Genomic DNA, 15,720 nt, shown 5'->3' on the forward strand with positions numbered 1-15,720 from the left:
CGGTCCGAGGCGTCGCGCCGCTCCCGGTCCGAGGCGTCGCGGCCGCTCCGGATCAGCTCACCGCCCCTTCATGATCACCAGCGGGCGTTCCCCGCCGGACGCGCGCGCCCGCGCCGTCGGCGTCACCTGCTGCGCGGGCGGCTCCCCCGGATGGACCGGATCGGCCGGGGGCGCCCGCTTCCTGCGCAGCGCGAGGTGCAGCTCGCCGTACGCCTGGAGGGCCGCGCCGCGCTGCCGCTCCGCGGCCGCCATGCGCCCGAGCGCCTCGGCGAGCTGCGCGCGGCGATCCGCGAGGTAGGCGAGGTCCCTCGCCTCGGTGAGCTCGTGCTCGTCGGCGAACGCGCGCTCCGCGCGCTCCAGCGCCTCGCGGGCGTCGTGCAGGTCCATGGGCGCGAGCTCCGCGGCCGCGCTCGCCCGGGCGCGCTCGTAGCTCTTCCTCGCGCTGATGAGCTCCTTCGGCGGCAGCGGGGTGCTCGCGCACCCGAGGAGCCCGCCGAGGAGCAGCATGGCCACCGTCCCCTGGTTGAATCGCATGATCGCTGCGCCTCCTCCCGCGCCCCTAGCGGAGCCCCTCCTGGATGGATCCGACCTCCCCGAGCGCCTCGCGCGCGAGGGCCTGCGCCCGCGCCTCGCGCGCGCAGGCGATCGCGAGCTCCGCGTCCGCCTGCGCGCGCAGGAGCATGCGCCGCGCCCGATCGGGCGCCCCCTCGGCCGACAGCCGCTGCGCTCTCTGCACCTGTTCCCGCGCGAGGCGGAGGTGGAGATCCGCCCGCGGGATCTCCTCGACGCCGACCTCCTCGGCGGTCCGGATCAGCGCCTGCGACGCGAAGAGCCGCTCGTCGAACGTCGGCGCGCGCGCGGCGCACCCCGCCGCCGACGCGCCGGCGAGCGCCAAGATCACTGCCTTTCTCATGGTCAACACCTCGTGGCCGGCCCCGTGCGCGCCGTCGCGCGGTCGCGCGGTCGCCCAGGAACGGCGGGTCAAACAGCGGATGTGGGACTCGACTCCGGATCTCCGTCGCCGGTCGGCTCGATCCTCAGGCAACCAGCACACCAGGCCCGCGGGCCCTCGGGCCGCGCCCTAGCGCGCCCACGCCGCGCGCAGCCCGCTGTCCGTCGCGGCAGCAGGAGCCACGGCGACGCTGAGCCATCGCCTCACGCGCCGTATCCGCGCTTCCCAGCGGTTGCGCGCAAACGGGTCATCCGACAGCGTGCGTCGCGCGTCGCGAGCAGGACCTCGGCCGCGCACCGGTCCAGCGCACAGCGGATCTCCCGCGAACAGCGGATCTCGCCCGCGGACATCGGACATGCCCTCTCCCCCGTACGCGCGCCTGCCGCGCGGGCCCTGGTCTCCCTCGCGCCGGATCCGCGCCGCGCGCCGCCTGATCGGTCCGGCGTGGTGGTGCCAGGCCGATCCCCCCGCCGCGGCCGCCGTTCCCGATCCGGTTGAGCGACACGGCGCATCTGTTTAGTATACCCGCGTCATGCCGTCGCCCCCCTGGAAGATCGAGACCGGCGTCGAGACGGTCATCTCGTCGTGGCTTGCCTCCGGCTACGTTCGCCCGTGTCTCACGGCGGATCGCGAGATGCCGCCGGCCGAGGCGCGCACCGCCCCGATGCCCGAGGCGCTCTCGCCGGCGCTCCGCGGCGCGCTGGAGCGGCGCGGCATCACGCGGCTCTACGACCACCAGGCGCGGGCCTTCTCGGCCGCCCGCGAGGCGCGCGTCGACGCCCTCGGCGCGGCGGAGCCCGCCCGGGCCGGGCGGCACGTCGTCGTCGCGACGCCCACCGCGAGCGGCAAGAGCCTCTGCTTCCATCTCCCGGTGCTCGACGCGCTGGCCGAGGGCGCCGCGTCGGGCCAGGGCGGCAGCGCGATCTACCTCTACCCGACGAAGGCGCTCGCCCGGGACCAGGAGGCCGGCCTCCACGCGCTCATCCGCGAGGCCGGGCTCACCATCCCGGCGATCGTCTACGACGGGGATACGCCGGGCGACGCGCGGCGGGCGGCGCGCGAGCGCAGCCCCATCGTGATGACGAACCCCGACATGCTCCACGCGGGGATCCTGCCGCACCACGCGCACTGGGCGCGGACGTTCCAGCGCCTGCGCTACGTCGTGCTGGACGAGCTGCACACCTACCGTGGCGTGTTCGGGTCGCACGTCGCCCACGTCATCGCCCGGCTGCGCCGCGTCGCCGCCTTCCACGGATCGAGCCCGACGTTCCTCTGCGCGACCGCGACCATCGGCAACCCGCGGGCGCACGCCGCGCGCCTGCTCGGCGTCGCCGAGGACGAGATCGAGCTCATCGATCAGTCCGGCGCCCCGCGGGGCCCGCGGCGCTTCTTCCTGTACAACCCGCCCGTGGTCAACGCCGAGCTCGGGGTGCGCGCCAGCACCCTGAAGAGCGCGGTGCGCCTCGCCGGGGATCTCGCGCGCGCCCGGGTGCCCACGCTCGTGTTCGGCCAGTCGCGCAACTCGGTCGAGATCATGCTGAAGTACCTGCGCGAGGGGGTCGGCAAGGAGATCGGGGCCGAGGACGCGATCATGGCGTACCGCGGCGGCTACCTCCCGGAGACGCGCCGCCGGGTCGAGCGGGGGCTGCGCGAGGGCGAGATCCTCTGCGTCGTGGCCACGAACGCGCTCGAGCTCGGCATCGACATCGGCGAGCTCGACGCGGTGATCTGCGCCGGCTATCCGGGCTCGGTCGCCGAGACGTGGCAGCGCTTCGGCCGCGCGGGCAGGCGCGGCAAGACGAGCATCGCCGTCCTGTGCGCGACGAGCGCGGCGCTCGATCAATACCTCGCCCGGAACCCGGACTACCTGCTCGAGCGAGGTGCCGAGTCGGCGCGCATCGACCCGCACAACACCGAGGTCCTCGTGCAGCACCTCAAGTGCGCCGCGTTCGAGCTGCCGTTCCTCAAGGGCGAGTCCTACGCGGCGATGCCGCCGGACGACACGGTGGCGGCGCTCCGCTTCCTCCAGGACAACGGGGTCGTCCACGAGTCGAACGATCGCTTTCACTGGGCGACCGACGCCTACCCTGCGAACCACGTGAGCCTGCGATCCGTGGGCTGGGACAACTTCGTCATCATCGACAAGGCCCACGGCAAGACGCTCGCGGAGCTCGACTGGCGCGCCGCGCCGACGATGCTCCACGAGCAGGCCATCTACCAGCACGACGGCGAGCAGTACCAGGTGGAGCGGCTCGACTACGAGAACCACAAGGCCTTCGTGACGAAGGTCGTGCCCGACTATTTCACGACCGCGCTCACGCACCGCAAGGTGAGCATCCTCGACGAGAGCGCGACCGCCCCGCTCGGCCGGGCGGCGGCGTCGTTCGGCGAGGTGAGCATCGTGGAGAAGGTGGTCGGGTACAAGAAGATCAAGTTCTACACGCACGAGAACACGGGTTATGGCGACGTGCGCTTGCCCGACATCCAGATGCACACGACGTCGTTCTGGCTCACGGTGCCCGAGCCGCTCTGCGAGGAGCTCGGCCTCGGCCGCGCGACCGCCATCGACGGGCTGCGCGGCATCGCGCGGGCGCTGGAGACGGTCGCGACGCTCTCGCTCATGTGCGATCCGCGCGACATCGGCCAGACGCTCGAGGACGGCAGCGAGGCGCGGGCGCCGGAGGTCCCGCCCGGCAGCGAGGTGGCCGGCGTCTTCGATCCGACGCTGTTCCTGTTCGACAACGTGCCTGGCGGCGTCGGCCTCGCCGAGCGCATCTACGAGCAGCGCGACGAGCTGCTCGCGCGCACGCGGCAGCTCATCTCGGGGTGCGGCTGCGACAAGGCCGGCTGCCCTCTCTGCGTCGGCGCCACCGAGTCCGTCGAGGGCCTCCGCAAGCGCGCCGCGCTCGGCCTCCTGGCGCTCCTGCTCCACCAGGCCTGAGCCCATGGCGTTCGTGGTTCCGTGGGGAGAGATAGAGAGAGACGAACCACAGAGGCACAGAGGGCACAGAGGAGAGAGGGAGAGAACAATCAATTCTGGCTCTCTTCCCCTCCCTCTCTTCTTCTCCCCTCTGTGCCCTCTGTGCCTCTGTGGTTTTATTCTCTCCTGCACCCAGGGGTGAGCCTGGGCGACGTGGCTATAGCACACGACCAACTTGGAAGCCCTGAGATCAACGCAAAGGCGCAAAGGCGCAAAGGCGCAAAGAAAGAGATCTCTTTTTGCGTCTTTGCGCCTTTGCGTTAAATTCTCGTTCTCTCTTCGCCTCTTCAGCCCGTTCGTCGCTCTAGCTGCGCTTCACCGCGAAGCCGGCGAACGCCTGCATGACGGGCATCAGCTCCAGCCGGTTCACGTTGACGTGCTCCGGGAGCGTCGCGCACCAGACGACGGCCTCGGCGATGTCCTCGGCCGAGAGCGGCTTCACGCCCTGGTAGACGGCGGCGGCGCGATCGCTGTCGCCCTTGAAGCGCACGAGCGAGAACTCGGTCTCGGCGAGGCCAGGCTCGATGTCGGTGACGCGCACCCGGCTGCCGAGGAGATCCGCCCGCAGGTTCAGCGAGAACTGCGCGACGAACGCCTTGCACGCCCCGTAAACGTTGCTCCCGGGATACGGCGTCTCGGCGGCCACCGAGCCGATGTTGATGACGTGCCCCCGGTCGCGCGCCACCATGCCGGGCAGCAGCGCCCGCGTGCAATACAGCAGTCCCTTGATGTTCGTGTCGACCATCTGCTCCCAGTCGTCGGGATCCGCCGCGTGCGCCGGAGAGAGGCCGATCGCGCCGCCCGCGTTGTTGACGAGGACCGACACCTCGGAGAACTCCGGCGGAAGATCCGCGATCGCCCGGTCCACGGCGGCCCGGTCGCGGACGTCCAGCCGGACGACGTGCACCGCCGCAGCCCGCCCGCCGCCCGGCGAGCTCCCTCCCCCGCCCGTGAGCTCCGCGGCGAGCGCCTCCAGGCGGTCCTGACGGCGCGCAGCGAGGACCAGACGGGCCCCCAGGCCGGCGAAGCGGCGGGCAATGGCGGCGCCGAATCCAGCGGAGGCGCCCGTGATGAAGACAACCGGAGTCGGTTCGGTCGAGGCAGCGTGTGTCATGTCCGGAGCGGACTTGTATCAGACGCGCGCAGATCGAGCGACATCCGCCGCCAGGCGCCTCACGCCGGCGCCCCCGCGCGAATGTGCGCCCCGGACGGGTCGCAGCCGCCCGCGCCGCGCCGGAACGGCGCAATTCCGTCGATGACACGAACGCCGCGAGTCGATTTGTGCAATCCAGACCGGGGATCTCCGGTGGTCGAGCGCGCTCGCCCCTTTACCCGCCCCCTGGGTGCCATTTAGATTCGGGGCACCGTGGAGAGCGCGCCACCGAGGGGGGTTGTTCTGGGCCACTACGCCATCGGACCGCGGATGGCGCGCGGCGGGATGGGCGAGGTGTTTCGCGCTGTCGCGCTCGGGCCCGACGGCGCGGAGGTCCCGGTCGCCATCAAGCGCATCGTCCCGATGCACGCCGGCAGCGACGACCTCCGGCAGCTCTTCCTGGCCGAGGCGAGCATGATGACCCGCTTCGAGCACCCCAACATCGATGCGGTTCTCGACTTCGGCATCGATGAAGCGGGCGATTTCTACCTGGTGCTCGAATTTGTATCCGGGACGGATCTGGGTCGCCTCTGCAGGTGGCTCTGGGCGCGCGGGGAGTCCCTTCCGGTGCCGGTGGCGCTCTTCGTCGCGTCCGAGGTGCTCAAGGGCCTGGGCTACGCGCACGAGCGCTCGGCCGCCGAGGGGCGGCTCATGGTGCACCGCGACGTGAGCCCGGGGAACGTGCTCATCTCGCTGAGCGGCGCGGTGAAGATCGCGGATTTCGGCGTGGCGATCGCCGTGCGCGGGGGCGCCGGCGACGCTGCCCGGCGCGATCTGGTCGGGAAGCCGACCTACATGCCGCCCGAGCAGTTCGACGGGGAGCAGGTCGACGCCCGCGCCGACCTGTTCGCGCTCGGGGTGGTCCTCTTCCAGATGCTCACCGGCGAGCGGCCGTTCCCCGGGACCAGCGCCGCCACGCGGATGGCGGCGGCGCGCGAGGGGCAGATGCTGCGCGCGAGCGATCTGCGCCCCGACGTCACCCCCGCGCTCGAGGCGCTGCTCGCGCGCGCGCTCGCGCCCCGCCGGGAGGACCGCTTCCCCGACGCCAGCGCCATGCTGGAGGCGATCGAGGCGCTGCGCGAGGCGGGCCACGCGATCGCCGCGCCGGAGGACCTCGCGGCCCTCGTGAACACCGCGCTGAGGGAGCCGCCCGAGTCGCGCCCGGCGGGCCCGCCCACATCCGTCTCCCCCGCGTCCGAGCCCCCCGGCGACGACGACGATCTCGAGGGCGGCGAGCTCACGCGCGCCGACGCGGACGCTCCCTTCACCCTGCGCGTCACGCGGCGCCCTGGCGCGCCCTCGCAGGCGCCCTCCGGCGGGCTCGAGCCGCTCGACGGCGCCGACGCGGCGCTCCCGGAGCCGTCGAGCGCCCCGCTGAGCGGCGGTTTCCACGCCGTCGCGCCTCCCTCGGGCGACGAGAGCTCGCTCGATCCGCTCCTGGCCCCGGTCGCGAAGGCGGCGATCGGCGCGGCCCCGCGGACGCGGGACGAGCTCCGGCCTCCGTCGTCGGCGCCCGGCGTGGCCGTCCCGGCGGCCGGGGCGGCGCGGCAGCGCCTGCTCGCGGCGGCGATCGCGTGCGCCGCGCTCGTCGGCATCGCGATCGCCGGCGTGCGCGTCAGCCGGGGCCGGCTGAGCGCGACGCACCCCGCGGCGGCGCAGCGCGCGTCGGCCGTGGCGCGTGCGCACGTCGCCGCCGCGGCGAGGGCGGCGCTCGTGCCGCTGCAGCGCCCCGCTCCGGCAGCGAGCGCCGACCCGGGCGCCGCGCCCGCGCCGGGCGCCGACCCGGGCGCCGCGACGTGCCAGGGCGCGTTGCGCATCGACGCCGGCGAGGCGTGGCTCGTCGCCGGCGGCCCCGAGGAGGTGCGGGCGCCGGGTGAGTACCGCTGGCCGTGCGGCAGCTTCAACCTGCGCGCGACCTCGGGGGCCGACCCGGCCCGCACGCAGCAGCTCTCCGTCACGGTGTCCGGCGCCGGCACCGCCGTCGTCCACCTGCGCTGACCGGCGCCGGCACCGCCGTCGTCCACCTGCGCTGACCGCCGCGGCGCGCCGCGCGCCGCCGTCGACCCGCTTGCGGCGCTGAGCCCGCTCGGCTAGCAGCGCGGGCGTGCGACGCCATCATTCCCCCCTCGCCCTCGCCTTCGCCGCGCTCACCGGCTGCTCCTCCGCGCCCCCCGCCGCGCCGGCCGCTCCGCCCTCCGCGCCGCCCGCCTCGCCCGACGCGACGCCGGCCGCGACGTCCCCCGCGCCGAGCGACGCGGCCGCTCCGGCGCCGTCCCAGGTCACCTCGGTCGAGGTGCCCGCGGCCCTGCGCGCCGTCGTGGACGCCGCCGATCGCGCGGACGCCGACAAGGCGCTCGACGCCGGACGCAAGCCCGCGGAGACGCTCGCCTTTTTCGGCATCCAGCCGGGGATGAAGGTCGCGGAGCTCATGGCCGGGGGCGGGTACACGGCCGAGCTCCTGGCGCGGGCGGTCGGCCCGAGCGGGGTCGTCTACGCGCAGAACAACCGCTTCGTCCTCGAGCGCTTCGCCGAGAAGCCGTGGAGCGAGCGGCTGAAGAAGCCGGTGATGAAGCCGGTGGTCCGGGTCGACCGCGAGCTCGACGACCCGCTGCCGCCCGAGGCGCGCGATCTCGACGCCGTGTTCCTCATCCTCTTCTATCACGACGCCGTGTGGCTGGAGGTCGACCGCGCCGCGATGAACCGCGCGATCTTCCGCGCGCTGAAGCCCGGCGGCGTGTTCGCGATCATCGATCACAGCGGGCGCGACGCGACGGGGGTCACGGAGGTGAAGACGCTCCACCGCATCGAGGAGAAGGTCGTGCGCGAGGAGGTCGAGCGGGCCGGCTTCCGGCTCGCGGCCGAGGCGACCTTCCTCCGGACCCCCGCCGACACGCGCGACTGGAACGCGTCGCCGATGGTGGCGGGCGAGAAGCGGGGCCAGAGCGACCGCTTCGTCCTGAAGTTCGTCAAGCCCGGGGGCTGAGCCGCTCCGGTGAGCGCCGGAGCGGCCGGCGCTCACCGGTCGGAGCGAACGCAGCGCGTGAGCCGCTGATCGCGGACCGAGTTGTCCTGCGACGCGCCGTTGTTGAAGTTGACGACGATGGCCCTGTCGGCGCTGCCGAGGGCGGGCGTCGACGACCAGAAGCTGCTCGACGCCTTCGAGAAGATCTCCGGGTCGGTCGCCGGCCCAAGCCGCTGATCATCGACGATGGAGAGGAGCTCCTTCGCGCTCGGCAACCGCCAGTCGCTCTTGCCGGCGAGGGTGAGCTCCTCGCAGTGCGCGAGCGCGCCGCTCCAGTCGAACGTACCGAGGGCGTGCTGGCGCTGCCAGACGAGCCCCGTCGAGCTATCGAGCGCCCATTCCTCGCCGAACGACGACAGATCGGCCGGCGGGATCGCCTGCTCGCCCCCGACGCAGAGCACCCGCGCGTTGGCGCTGTTCTCCTTCGGGTAGAACCCGATGCTCGCGTCGCTGGTGAGCACGCCCCACGCGAACGAGCTCTGCGTGCCGGCGACGTCGGTCCCGGACCAGTAGACGCTGCCCGGGATGGTCCCGAAGACGTCCTGGAACGCCGTCGTGTGGCCGAAATCGAGGATGGAGACGAGCTCGCGCAGCGTCGGCAGGCGCCACCCTGTCACGCCGCCGAGCTGATCGGCGGCGAGGGCGTCGCAGTGCTCCTTCGCGGCGGCGAAGATGAGCGTCTCGCTCTCCAGCGGCTTTTCCCACACCAGCCGGGTCACCGAGTCCCGCACGGTGCCCTCGCGTTCCGTGTACGAGGGGACGGCGATCTCGTAGCTCCCGTCCTGTCCGAAGAAGGGCTCGGACGGTTCCGGGCACTGCTCCAGCACGATCGTGCCATCCGAGCAGCGTTTCGTCGCGGAGTCCGGCCACGTCACCGGGACCGACGGCGGTCCCCCGCCGGTCGCGCCGCCCGCGCCGCCGCCGCCCATCGGTTCGCCGCCGCCGCCGCCTTTTGGTTCGTCGCCGCCGCTGCCGCCCGTGCCTCCCCCGGCGCCGCCCCCGACCTGAAACGGATCGCCGATGCATCCGGCGAACGCCACGGACTCCACGAGCAGCGCGGCCAGCAGCCAGGTGAAGCGAAGAGCGTGAGGGGTCTCGTTCGGCATGGGCAAGCAGCAGCGTCCCAGGAGGGATCCGCGCGTGCAGCCTATCATTCACCGCGGTGCGAAGGTCGATTTCCTCGCGAGCGCGCCGCGTACTTCCCGCGTGCGCCCGCGTTCCGCCAGCATGCCGCCCGCGCGCTTCCCGCGTGCGCCCGCGTTCCACCAGCATGCCGCCCGCGCGCTTCCCGCAGGGTCTCGTCGTGGCGTCCGGGGACGCGCCCACCCCGGGCCGCATCCGCCCTGCCTGCCCGGCGCGAGCCGCTCCGTCGAAAAAGAGCGGTCATGAAATAAACAGGAGGCGCGGGCGAAGAGTGGGTATGAGTACATGCACCTCACTGTTCGCCGTCGCGCTCACGGGCAGCCTGCTCGCGGGATGTGGCGACGGCGCGACAAGTCCGGCCGCAAATCCGGTCGCTGACCGCGTCGCCGGAGCGGCAGCCGCCTGCCTTCCGGGGGAGACGAGCGCCAGGGCCGAGATGAAGGTCTACACGTTCTTCGGCGCCGCCGGCGCGCAGAGCCGGGTCGAGCGGCGGATCCGACCGGATGGGTCGGAGACCCTCTCCAGCGAGACCCGCCGGTCGCGCGCGGAGGCCGGCGGGGGCCCAGCGGCGGCAGGCGCGCTCCGGCCCGGCGGCGTCCTGCGCGAATACGCCGAGCTCGACGCCGCGGGTCGCCTCGTCTACGCGGACGTCTCGCTCAGCGACGCCGCAGGCGTTGTGAAGCGGATGATCCTCGATCCACAGCACGGCGCCGCGCTGCTCCGCCGCGCCGGCCAGGCGCCGGGCTTCGTGAGGATCCCGACCGGCGGGGCCACGATCTATGCGCCGGTGGGCTCGATGGTGACGCCGGTCGCGGCGTGGGTCGCGCGGCGGGCGGCGCAAGCGGCGCCGAGCGCCCGCCTCTTCGACGACGTCACCGCCGAAAGCCACGAGATCCTCGGCGACCAGCTCGTCGTCGAGGACGGCCGCGACACGTTCGTGGTGCTCGGCGATGCGGCGCTGTCGGTGGATGAGGAGTTCATCACCTCCCTCCCCCTCGGCGACGCGGCCATGGAGACCGCCTGCGAGGAGGGCGGGAGTGTCGCTGCCGCGCGCTGGCGCTCTGGATGAGCCCACCCGCGGACGGGCTGGAGATCGGTAAGAGCGTTCACGGAGGACACCGCGAAGCGGCGATGGCCGTCCTCGGTGTCCCTCCGCGGCGCGGGCTCTCCGCGCCCTGGCGATCCTCGCCGCCCCTCGCCCCTCTCCTGCGTTGGCGCTCCGCGCGTACGGCGGTTCAGGGCTTCGTGTGCTCGACGTTCACGGTGTACGTGCTTGTCGAGTATGCGTTCACGAGGAGGAAGGCCTGGGACTGCCCTTCCGGGACGGTGAGCTCGCAGGTCTCGTCCGCGCCGTCGAGGTAAGGACGGCAGTCGAAGGAGCTCAGCGTGGGCTCCGCGCCGAACCGAACATAGAGGTCGGGGTCGCCGGTGCCGCTCATCACGGCCCGGAGCGACGTGCCCGGGACGACGGCGATCGGCCCGTGGGACGCTGTCTCGCGCCGCGCGATGGATCCCTCGAAGGTCGTCGTCGTCGCGGTGCCGCCGCCGGAGGCGGGCTCGCCGGGGGCGGAGTAGCTCACCTCGATGTCGTAGGTCGCGGCCGTGTAGCCGTGCACCTTGATGAACGCCCGGGTCTCGCCCGCGGGGACCTCGATCGTGCAGGTCTCGTTGGCGTCGCTGAGGTAAGGCCGGCAATCGAACGACCTCGCCGTCGGCGCAGAGCCGAACTTCACGAAGAGATCGGGATCTCCGGTCCCGGTCATGACGACGGTGAACGTCGTCCCCGGCACGACCTCGATTCCCTCGGCCGGCCCGACCGCATCGAACGCCCCCCGCGCGACGCGGCCGCTGAACGTCTCGGTGACCGGCCGTCCGCCGCCGCCCTCGCCGCCGCCGCCCTCGCCGCCGCCGCCCTCGCCGCCGCCGCCCTCGCCGCCGGCCGCGGCGCCGTAGAGCGACCGGACGCCGTCGATGTCCTTGTCCGTGAGGTTGAGCGTCCGGTCGCCGGAGCCGTTGCACTGGGGATAGTGCATGACGGACGCTCCGTCGTACTCCGTGAGGGCGCGCCAGTTGTTGTCCTCGAAGCAGGAGCCGGCCTCAGGACGGGTGTGCTCGTGCCGGAAACCGAGGGTGTGCCCCAGCTCGTGGCGGAGAATGCCCGTCAGGTCGGGCTGCGTGCTGCCGAAAGAGGTCCTGTCGATCAGCACGTTCCGCGTCGACCTCGACTGGCCGGGGAAGAAGGCGCGCGCCAGGTACTGGCCGCCCGCGTTCACGGGGTTCACGTCGAACAGGACGCTGCTGGTGCTCGACGTGCAGCCCGAGTCGGCCGACTCCACGTGAATGAAGTCGACGTCGGAGACCTCCTCCCACGCCCTGCCGGCCTCCTCCATCGCCGCCACGACCTCCTCGTACCTGTCCCCGAATCTCGTGCTCACGCAGTAGGTGAGATTGCGCCGCTGCTCCGTCGTCCAGACAACGTCCCTCCGGCCAGACTGGTTGACGATCAGCGCACCATCGCGCACATGCGTCTCCCAGAACTCGCGTAGATGCTTGACATCCACGACAGGCGTGTCCCCGTTAACAATGTAGACGCCGGTATCAGGCTCGCGGAAAACGGTCCGCTCGAAGTCGTCAAATCCCAGCTGGTTGGTGCCGACTGCCTCGGTGTTGGCGTCGCCGACGTCTGCCGAGCAACCAGCCACAACGGCGGTCAAACCAGCGACCACCACCGCGAACTTACGGGTGACCACATTGCTCTGGTGCGGCTTTGCAGGATGCATTTGAAGCTCCTTTCGGGGGAGGCGAATCACGCTGTCCACGCGAATTCGAAGAGACCCAAATGCCTTAACCCGATTTGACCCTCAGTCGGATAGCCAAATCTGACCGACGTTCAGAAAAAGGGTTCCGGATTGTAAAAAATTTCGAAAGGAGCGTACTCATTTCTCCTGGCACGAGAAAATTCCTGCGACACGCGAAGCGAACAGATCACGGCGAACAGACACACTGGAAAATCACACCTCTTGAGTTCTGGCGACGCGCACTTGCACGGCGACAAGCATCGGGATTTTCCTTCCTGGGTTGCGCAGATGAAAGCCGCGGCGCGCAGGTTTGCAACGCGAGGCCGGCATCGTGGCGCGCGCCGCGCGGCGCGCGAGACGCGGCCGGGGCGCTGAAACAGCGGCAAATACAGGGTGCGGCGCGCCGTCGACCTGCGCGATCGCGCCGTGGACCCAGCGGCGATCGGCCACGCCGGCCCCTGCGCGCCGACGACGCCAGGTTAGATGACCAGCGTTCAGATCTACGACACGTGCCGGCGCTGGCCGACGACCGCGCGCGCAACACATCGCAGGTCGGGGCGATGCTCACGCGCATCGTCACGGCGTCGAGGAGGCGCCGATCGGCTCGTGCTCCGCGCCATGATCGTGGTGTCGATGCGCGCGAGCGCCTGCGGCGTCGTGCGCGTGCGGCGCGCCGCGGGGTGCGCGCGCGTGGCCGCGATCAGCAACGCTCCGACCGCGTATCGCGCTCTCTCGACGCGCTTCTCCACAGTGCGCGCCGACATCGTCCGCTGAGCGCCCCCTTACGCGCGCTACATGTTCCACCCGACGCGTTCCTGGTGGTCATCCCGATGCGCGTCGCGTGCTCATCCCCACGCGCGGCGCATGCTCGCCCTCACGCGCGGCGCATGCTCGCCCTCACGCGCGGCGCACGCTCGTCCCGACGCGTGCCGCGCGCTCGCCCCCGCGCGCCCTGCGGTCCGCGGGTCATGTCCGTGCGGGCGATGATCGTCGCGACCTTGTCGCAGACGGTGTCGATCGCCGCACAGCGCGCGCTGCGCGCCGGGGCCCTGGAGCCCGGCGCGCGCGGTGATCCTGGACGCGGGCGATGCCGCCGGCGCGCGCGAGCTCCTGCGCCGCGCGCCGCGTGGCCTCGTGCAGCGCGATCGCGGTCCGCGCCCGCGCCGCACGCGCGGGTCGTCGCGGCCGAGGCGCTCGCGCGGCGGCTCACGCGCGCGCGGACAGGATCCGGCTGAACGCCTCGCCGACCGCGCGCGCAAGCTCGACCATCCGGCGCGCGCCGCTCGAGGGGTCGATGATCCGGTCGGCGACAAGGATCATCGCGGGCCGGCCGACGACCTGCACCGCGACGGCGGCGACGTCGAGGCTCGGGTTGACCATGACGTCGAGCAGCGGCGCGTGCGTGGGCGTGCCAGGGATCGGCCCGACGTAGAGGTGCGTCGCCACCGCCGTCGCGAGGACGCTCGGCTGATCCATCGGGAGGGTGAGCTTCCGCAGCGCCTCCTGATCGCCGAACTCCGCGTTGCAGGCGAACCCACGGAACACCCCGCGGTGCGCCGCGAAGATGGCGACGCGCCGCGCGAGCAGGCGCAGCCCCCGCAGGGCGAGCCGCACCACGTCGTCGCGCGTCCGCGCGAGGTAGAGCGCGTCGATGACGTCGCTCAGATCGACGAACGGCTGCGGCGGCGGCTCGTCGTCGAGCGCATCGGCGAGATCCGGCTCGGGCGCGGGGGGCAACGCCGGGAGCCGTCCGGCGCGCCGGTTCGACGGCGGCGCGGCGCTCTCCGGACGGCGGCCGACGCGCGACGAGGGGAACGCCGCGTCGGCGGAGCCCCGGCGCGCCGACGACGGCGCGGGCCCGGAGGTGGCGTCGAGCGGCAGGCGGCCGAGCCGACGAGTCGAGGGGGCCGGCTCGCGCCCGCCGCTGTCCGTCCCGCTGTCAGGGCCGTGCGAGCTCGGGGGCATGATCGAGGCGAGCAGCTTGAAGGGCGGGGAGATCTCGACGGGCGGAGGCGGCGGGAACGAGACGGCAGGCGGCTCGGGCGCCGGCGCGCGCCGCGCGGCCCCGCCGGCGCCGCGGCCTTCGTCCAGCGGCCGCCGGGCGACCGGAGAGGACGACGAGGCGCGCGCGCTTCGGGCGCCGGGCGCGGCCTTGGCGTGGCGGAGCGGCAGGATCGGGTCCTCCTGCGACGCGGGCACGTCGGCCAGCAACGCGTGGCCGTTGTGCGCCGGACCGCGGCGGCCCGCGTTGCCGGCGTCCGAATCGAGCAGGCCCGGCTCGTCGAAGGAGGGCACCGAGGCGCGCCGGATGAGCGGGATCGGCACCTCGTACGACGGCGGCGGCGGGATTGTCGACTGCGGCGCGCCGTGCGGGAAGGCAGGGGTCGCCCGGCGCGAGCGGACGGGGATCTGCTCGCGCTCGTCGAGCTCCAGGGCGCGGATGGCCTCCTCGACCGCCGTGATCGGGGCGCGGAAGATGCGCACGGGCGCGCCGAGGTGAAAGCTGAACTCGTCGGCGATGTGGCGATCGAGCGGGTCGGCGGCGGCGACGTCGATGGTGCCGACGCCGGGATCGACGCGGATCGGGACGGCGCCGAGGCGGCGGCACATGGCGCGCGGCAGGCGCGCGACGAGCTCGCGGGCGCCGACGACCTGTCGCAGCGCGAGGCCGCCGCGGCGCTCGAGCTCTTCCTCCAGGGCGCGCTCGCTGATCGCCGCGCGGTCGATGAGGGCGCGAGGGAACGAGATGCCCCGCAGGACCGCCACGAAGAGGGCGGCTTCGACCTCAGCCTTGGAGACGGCGCCGACGGAGATGAGGAGACGGCCCAGGTCTAGCGACACTCGCCACACGATACCAGAAAGGACGCTGCCAGCGCGCGGCGCGCGGTCGCCAGCGTCGCGCGGCGCGCCGGCACCTCGGAGCGTCACGCGGCGCGCGGCGCGCGGTCGCCAGCGTCGCGCGGCGCGCCGGCACCTCGGCGCGTCACGCGGCGCGCGGTCACCAGCGTCGCGCGGCGCGCCGGCACCTCGTGACGACCGGTCTGCCGATGTTTCTATAAGGAGAGCCCGCGGGATGGACGGGCCGGCCGCGCGGCGCGAACACGCCTCGCCGCGCGCCCCATCGAGGAGCGCCGGGGAGCCCGGCGGCGGTGCCGGCCGGGCGAGCTCACGTGATCAGGCTGGGCGCTCTCCGGACGAGCCCTGCGGATCGATACGACAACAGCCCTCGAGAAGGCCGGGCCCTCGAGTCGTCAGCGGGAGAACTGAAAGACCACCTCGCTCTGCCGCACCAGACCCAGGTTGTCGCGCGCGATCCGCTCCACGGCGGTCGGGTCGTCGCGGAGGCGCGCCACCTTGCCGCGGAGCGCCTCGATCTGCCGCCCGAGCTCGGCGTTCTCCTCCTCGACGTCAGCGAGCTCTCTCTCGAGCTCCCGCAGGCGCGGCAACCCCTGTGGCGAGAAGATCATGATCGGAGCGCCCACCACCGCGACGATGAGCACCGCGATGGGGAGGGTCCGCTCCAGGAACAGCGCTATTCGACGCACAGCCATCCGCTCGCACATCGCATGCAATCCTGTCAACTTTCCTCCAACGTTCCTGCAACTCCGCGTTGCCCCACCGGATCTCGCCCGATCGAGCGGTCGACACGACGGCGCGCTGCGCGCGGTCGCC

Annotated in this window: 11 protein-coding genes; 4 read left to right on the forward strand and 7 right to left on the reverse strand. The window is 72.9% G+C overall.

Features of this window, described 5'->3' with window-relative positions; genetic code table 11:
• Positions 1–57: 57 nt before the first annotated feature.
• Positions 58–534 (reverse strand): DUF4398 domain-containing protein, encoded by a 477-nt coding sequence (locus tag WMF24_RS20365; RefSeq protein ID WP_437738089.1) that lies wholly within the window; start codon positions 532–534, stop codon positions 58–60.
• A gap of 25 nt (positions 535–559) precedes the next feature.
• Positions 560–913, reverse strand: a complete 354-nt coding sequence (locus WMF24_RS20370; RefSeq protein WP_437738090.1) for a DUF4398 domain-containing protein — start codon at positions 911–913, stop codon at positions 560–562.
• A gap of 571 nt (positions 914–1,484) precedes the next feature.
• Between WMF24_RS20370 and WMF24_RS20375 the strand changes: the two genes are divergently transcribed.
• Positions 1,485–3,893 carry a DEAD/DEAH box helicase gene (locus WMF24_RS20375; RefSeq protein ID WP_437738091.1) on the forward strand — a complete coding sequence of 803 codons (2,409 nt, stop codon included), beginning with the start codon at positions 1,485–1,487 and terminating at the stop codon, positions 3,891–3,893.
• Between the two features lie 343 nt (positions 3,894–4,236).
• Here the strand turns inward: WMF24_RS20375 and WMF24_RS20380 are convergent, their stop codons facing one another.
• Positions 4,237–5,046 (reverse strand): SDR family oxidoreductase, encoded by an 810-nt coding sequence (locus WMF24_RS20380; RefSeq protein ID WP_437738092.1) that lies wholly within the window; start codon positions 5,044–5,046, stop codon positions 4,237–4,239.
• A gap of 309 nt (positions 5,047–5,355) precedes the next feature.
• On the opposite strand from WMF24_RS20380, the gene WMF24_RS20385 reads away from it, so the two are divergent.
• Together WMF24_RS20385 and WMF24_RS20390 are read left to right on the forward strand one after the other, a co-directional pair.
• On the forward strand, positions 5,356–7,083 hold the full coding sequence (locus WMF24_RS20385; RefSeq protein ID WP_437738093.1) for a protein kinase domain-containing protein: 1,728 nt from the start codon (positions 5,356–5,358) through the stop codon (positions 7,081–7,083).
• 106 nt (positions 7,084–7,189) lie between these two features.
• A complete protein-coding gene (locus tag WMF24_RS20390; RefSeq protein ID WP_437738094.1) occupies positions 7,190–8,068 on the forward strand; it encodes a class I SAM-dependent methyltransferase in 879 nt (292 codons plus the stop codon).
• Between the two features lie 32 nt (positions 8,069–8,100).
• Here the strand turns inward: WMF24_RS20390 and WMF24_RS20395 are convergent, their stop codons facing one another.
• On the reverse strand, positions 8,101–9,213 hold the full coding sequence (locus tag WMF24_RS20395) for a DUF1566 domain-containing protein (protein WP_437738095.1): 1,113 nt from the start codon (positions 9,211–9,213) through the stop codon (positions 8,101–8,103).
• A 314-nt stretch (positions 9,214–9,527) separates the two neighbouring features.
• Between WMF24_RS20395 and WMF24_RS20400 the strand changes: the two genes are divergently transcribed.
• The gene (locus tag WMF24_RS20400; RefSeq protein ID WP_437738096.1) at positions 9,528–10,319 is read left to right on the forward strand and encodes a hypothetical protein; all 792 of its coding nucleotides are present in this window, start codon (positions 9,528–9,530) and stop codon (positions 10,317–10,319) included.
• Positions 10,320–10,485: 166 nt separating this feature from the next.
• Here the strand turns inward: WMF24_RS20400 and WMF24_RS20405 are convergent, their stop codons facing one another.
• The 3 genes from WMF24_RS20405 to WMF24_RS20415 all read right to left on the reverse strand — a co-directional run bounded on the left by WMF24_RS20405 (position 10,486) and on the right by WMF24_RS20415 (position 15,599).
• Positions 10,486–12,030, reverse strand: coding sequence for a pre-peptidase C-terminal domain-containing protein (locus WMF24_RS20405; RefSeq protein ID WP_437738097.1), 1,545 nt, complete (start codon positions 12,028–12,030; stop codon positions 10,486–10,488).
• A gap of 1,224 nt (positions 12,031–13,254) precedes the next feature.
• Positions 13,255–14,889 (reverse strand): hypothetical protein, encoded by a 1,635-nt coding sequence (locus WMF24_RS20410; RefSeq protein ID WP_437738098.1) that lies wholly within the window; start codon positions 14,887–14,889, stop codon positions 13,255–13,257.
• Positions 14,890–15,299: 410 nt separating this feature from the next.
• Entirely contained in the window at positions 15,300–15,599 is a 300-nt protein-coding gene (locus WMF24_RS20415) for an FtsB family cell division protein (protein ID WP_437738099.1), read from the reverse strand.
• Between the last annotated feature and the right edge of the window lie 121 nt (positions 15,600–15,720).

Origin of the sequence: Sorangium sp. So ce1335 (assembly GCF_051521615.1) — a bacterium.
Lineage (GTDB): Bacteria > Myxococcota_A > Polyangia > Polyangiales > Polyangiaceae > Sorangium.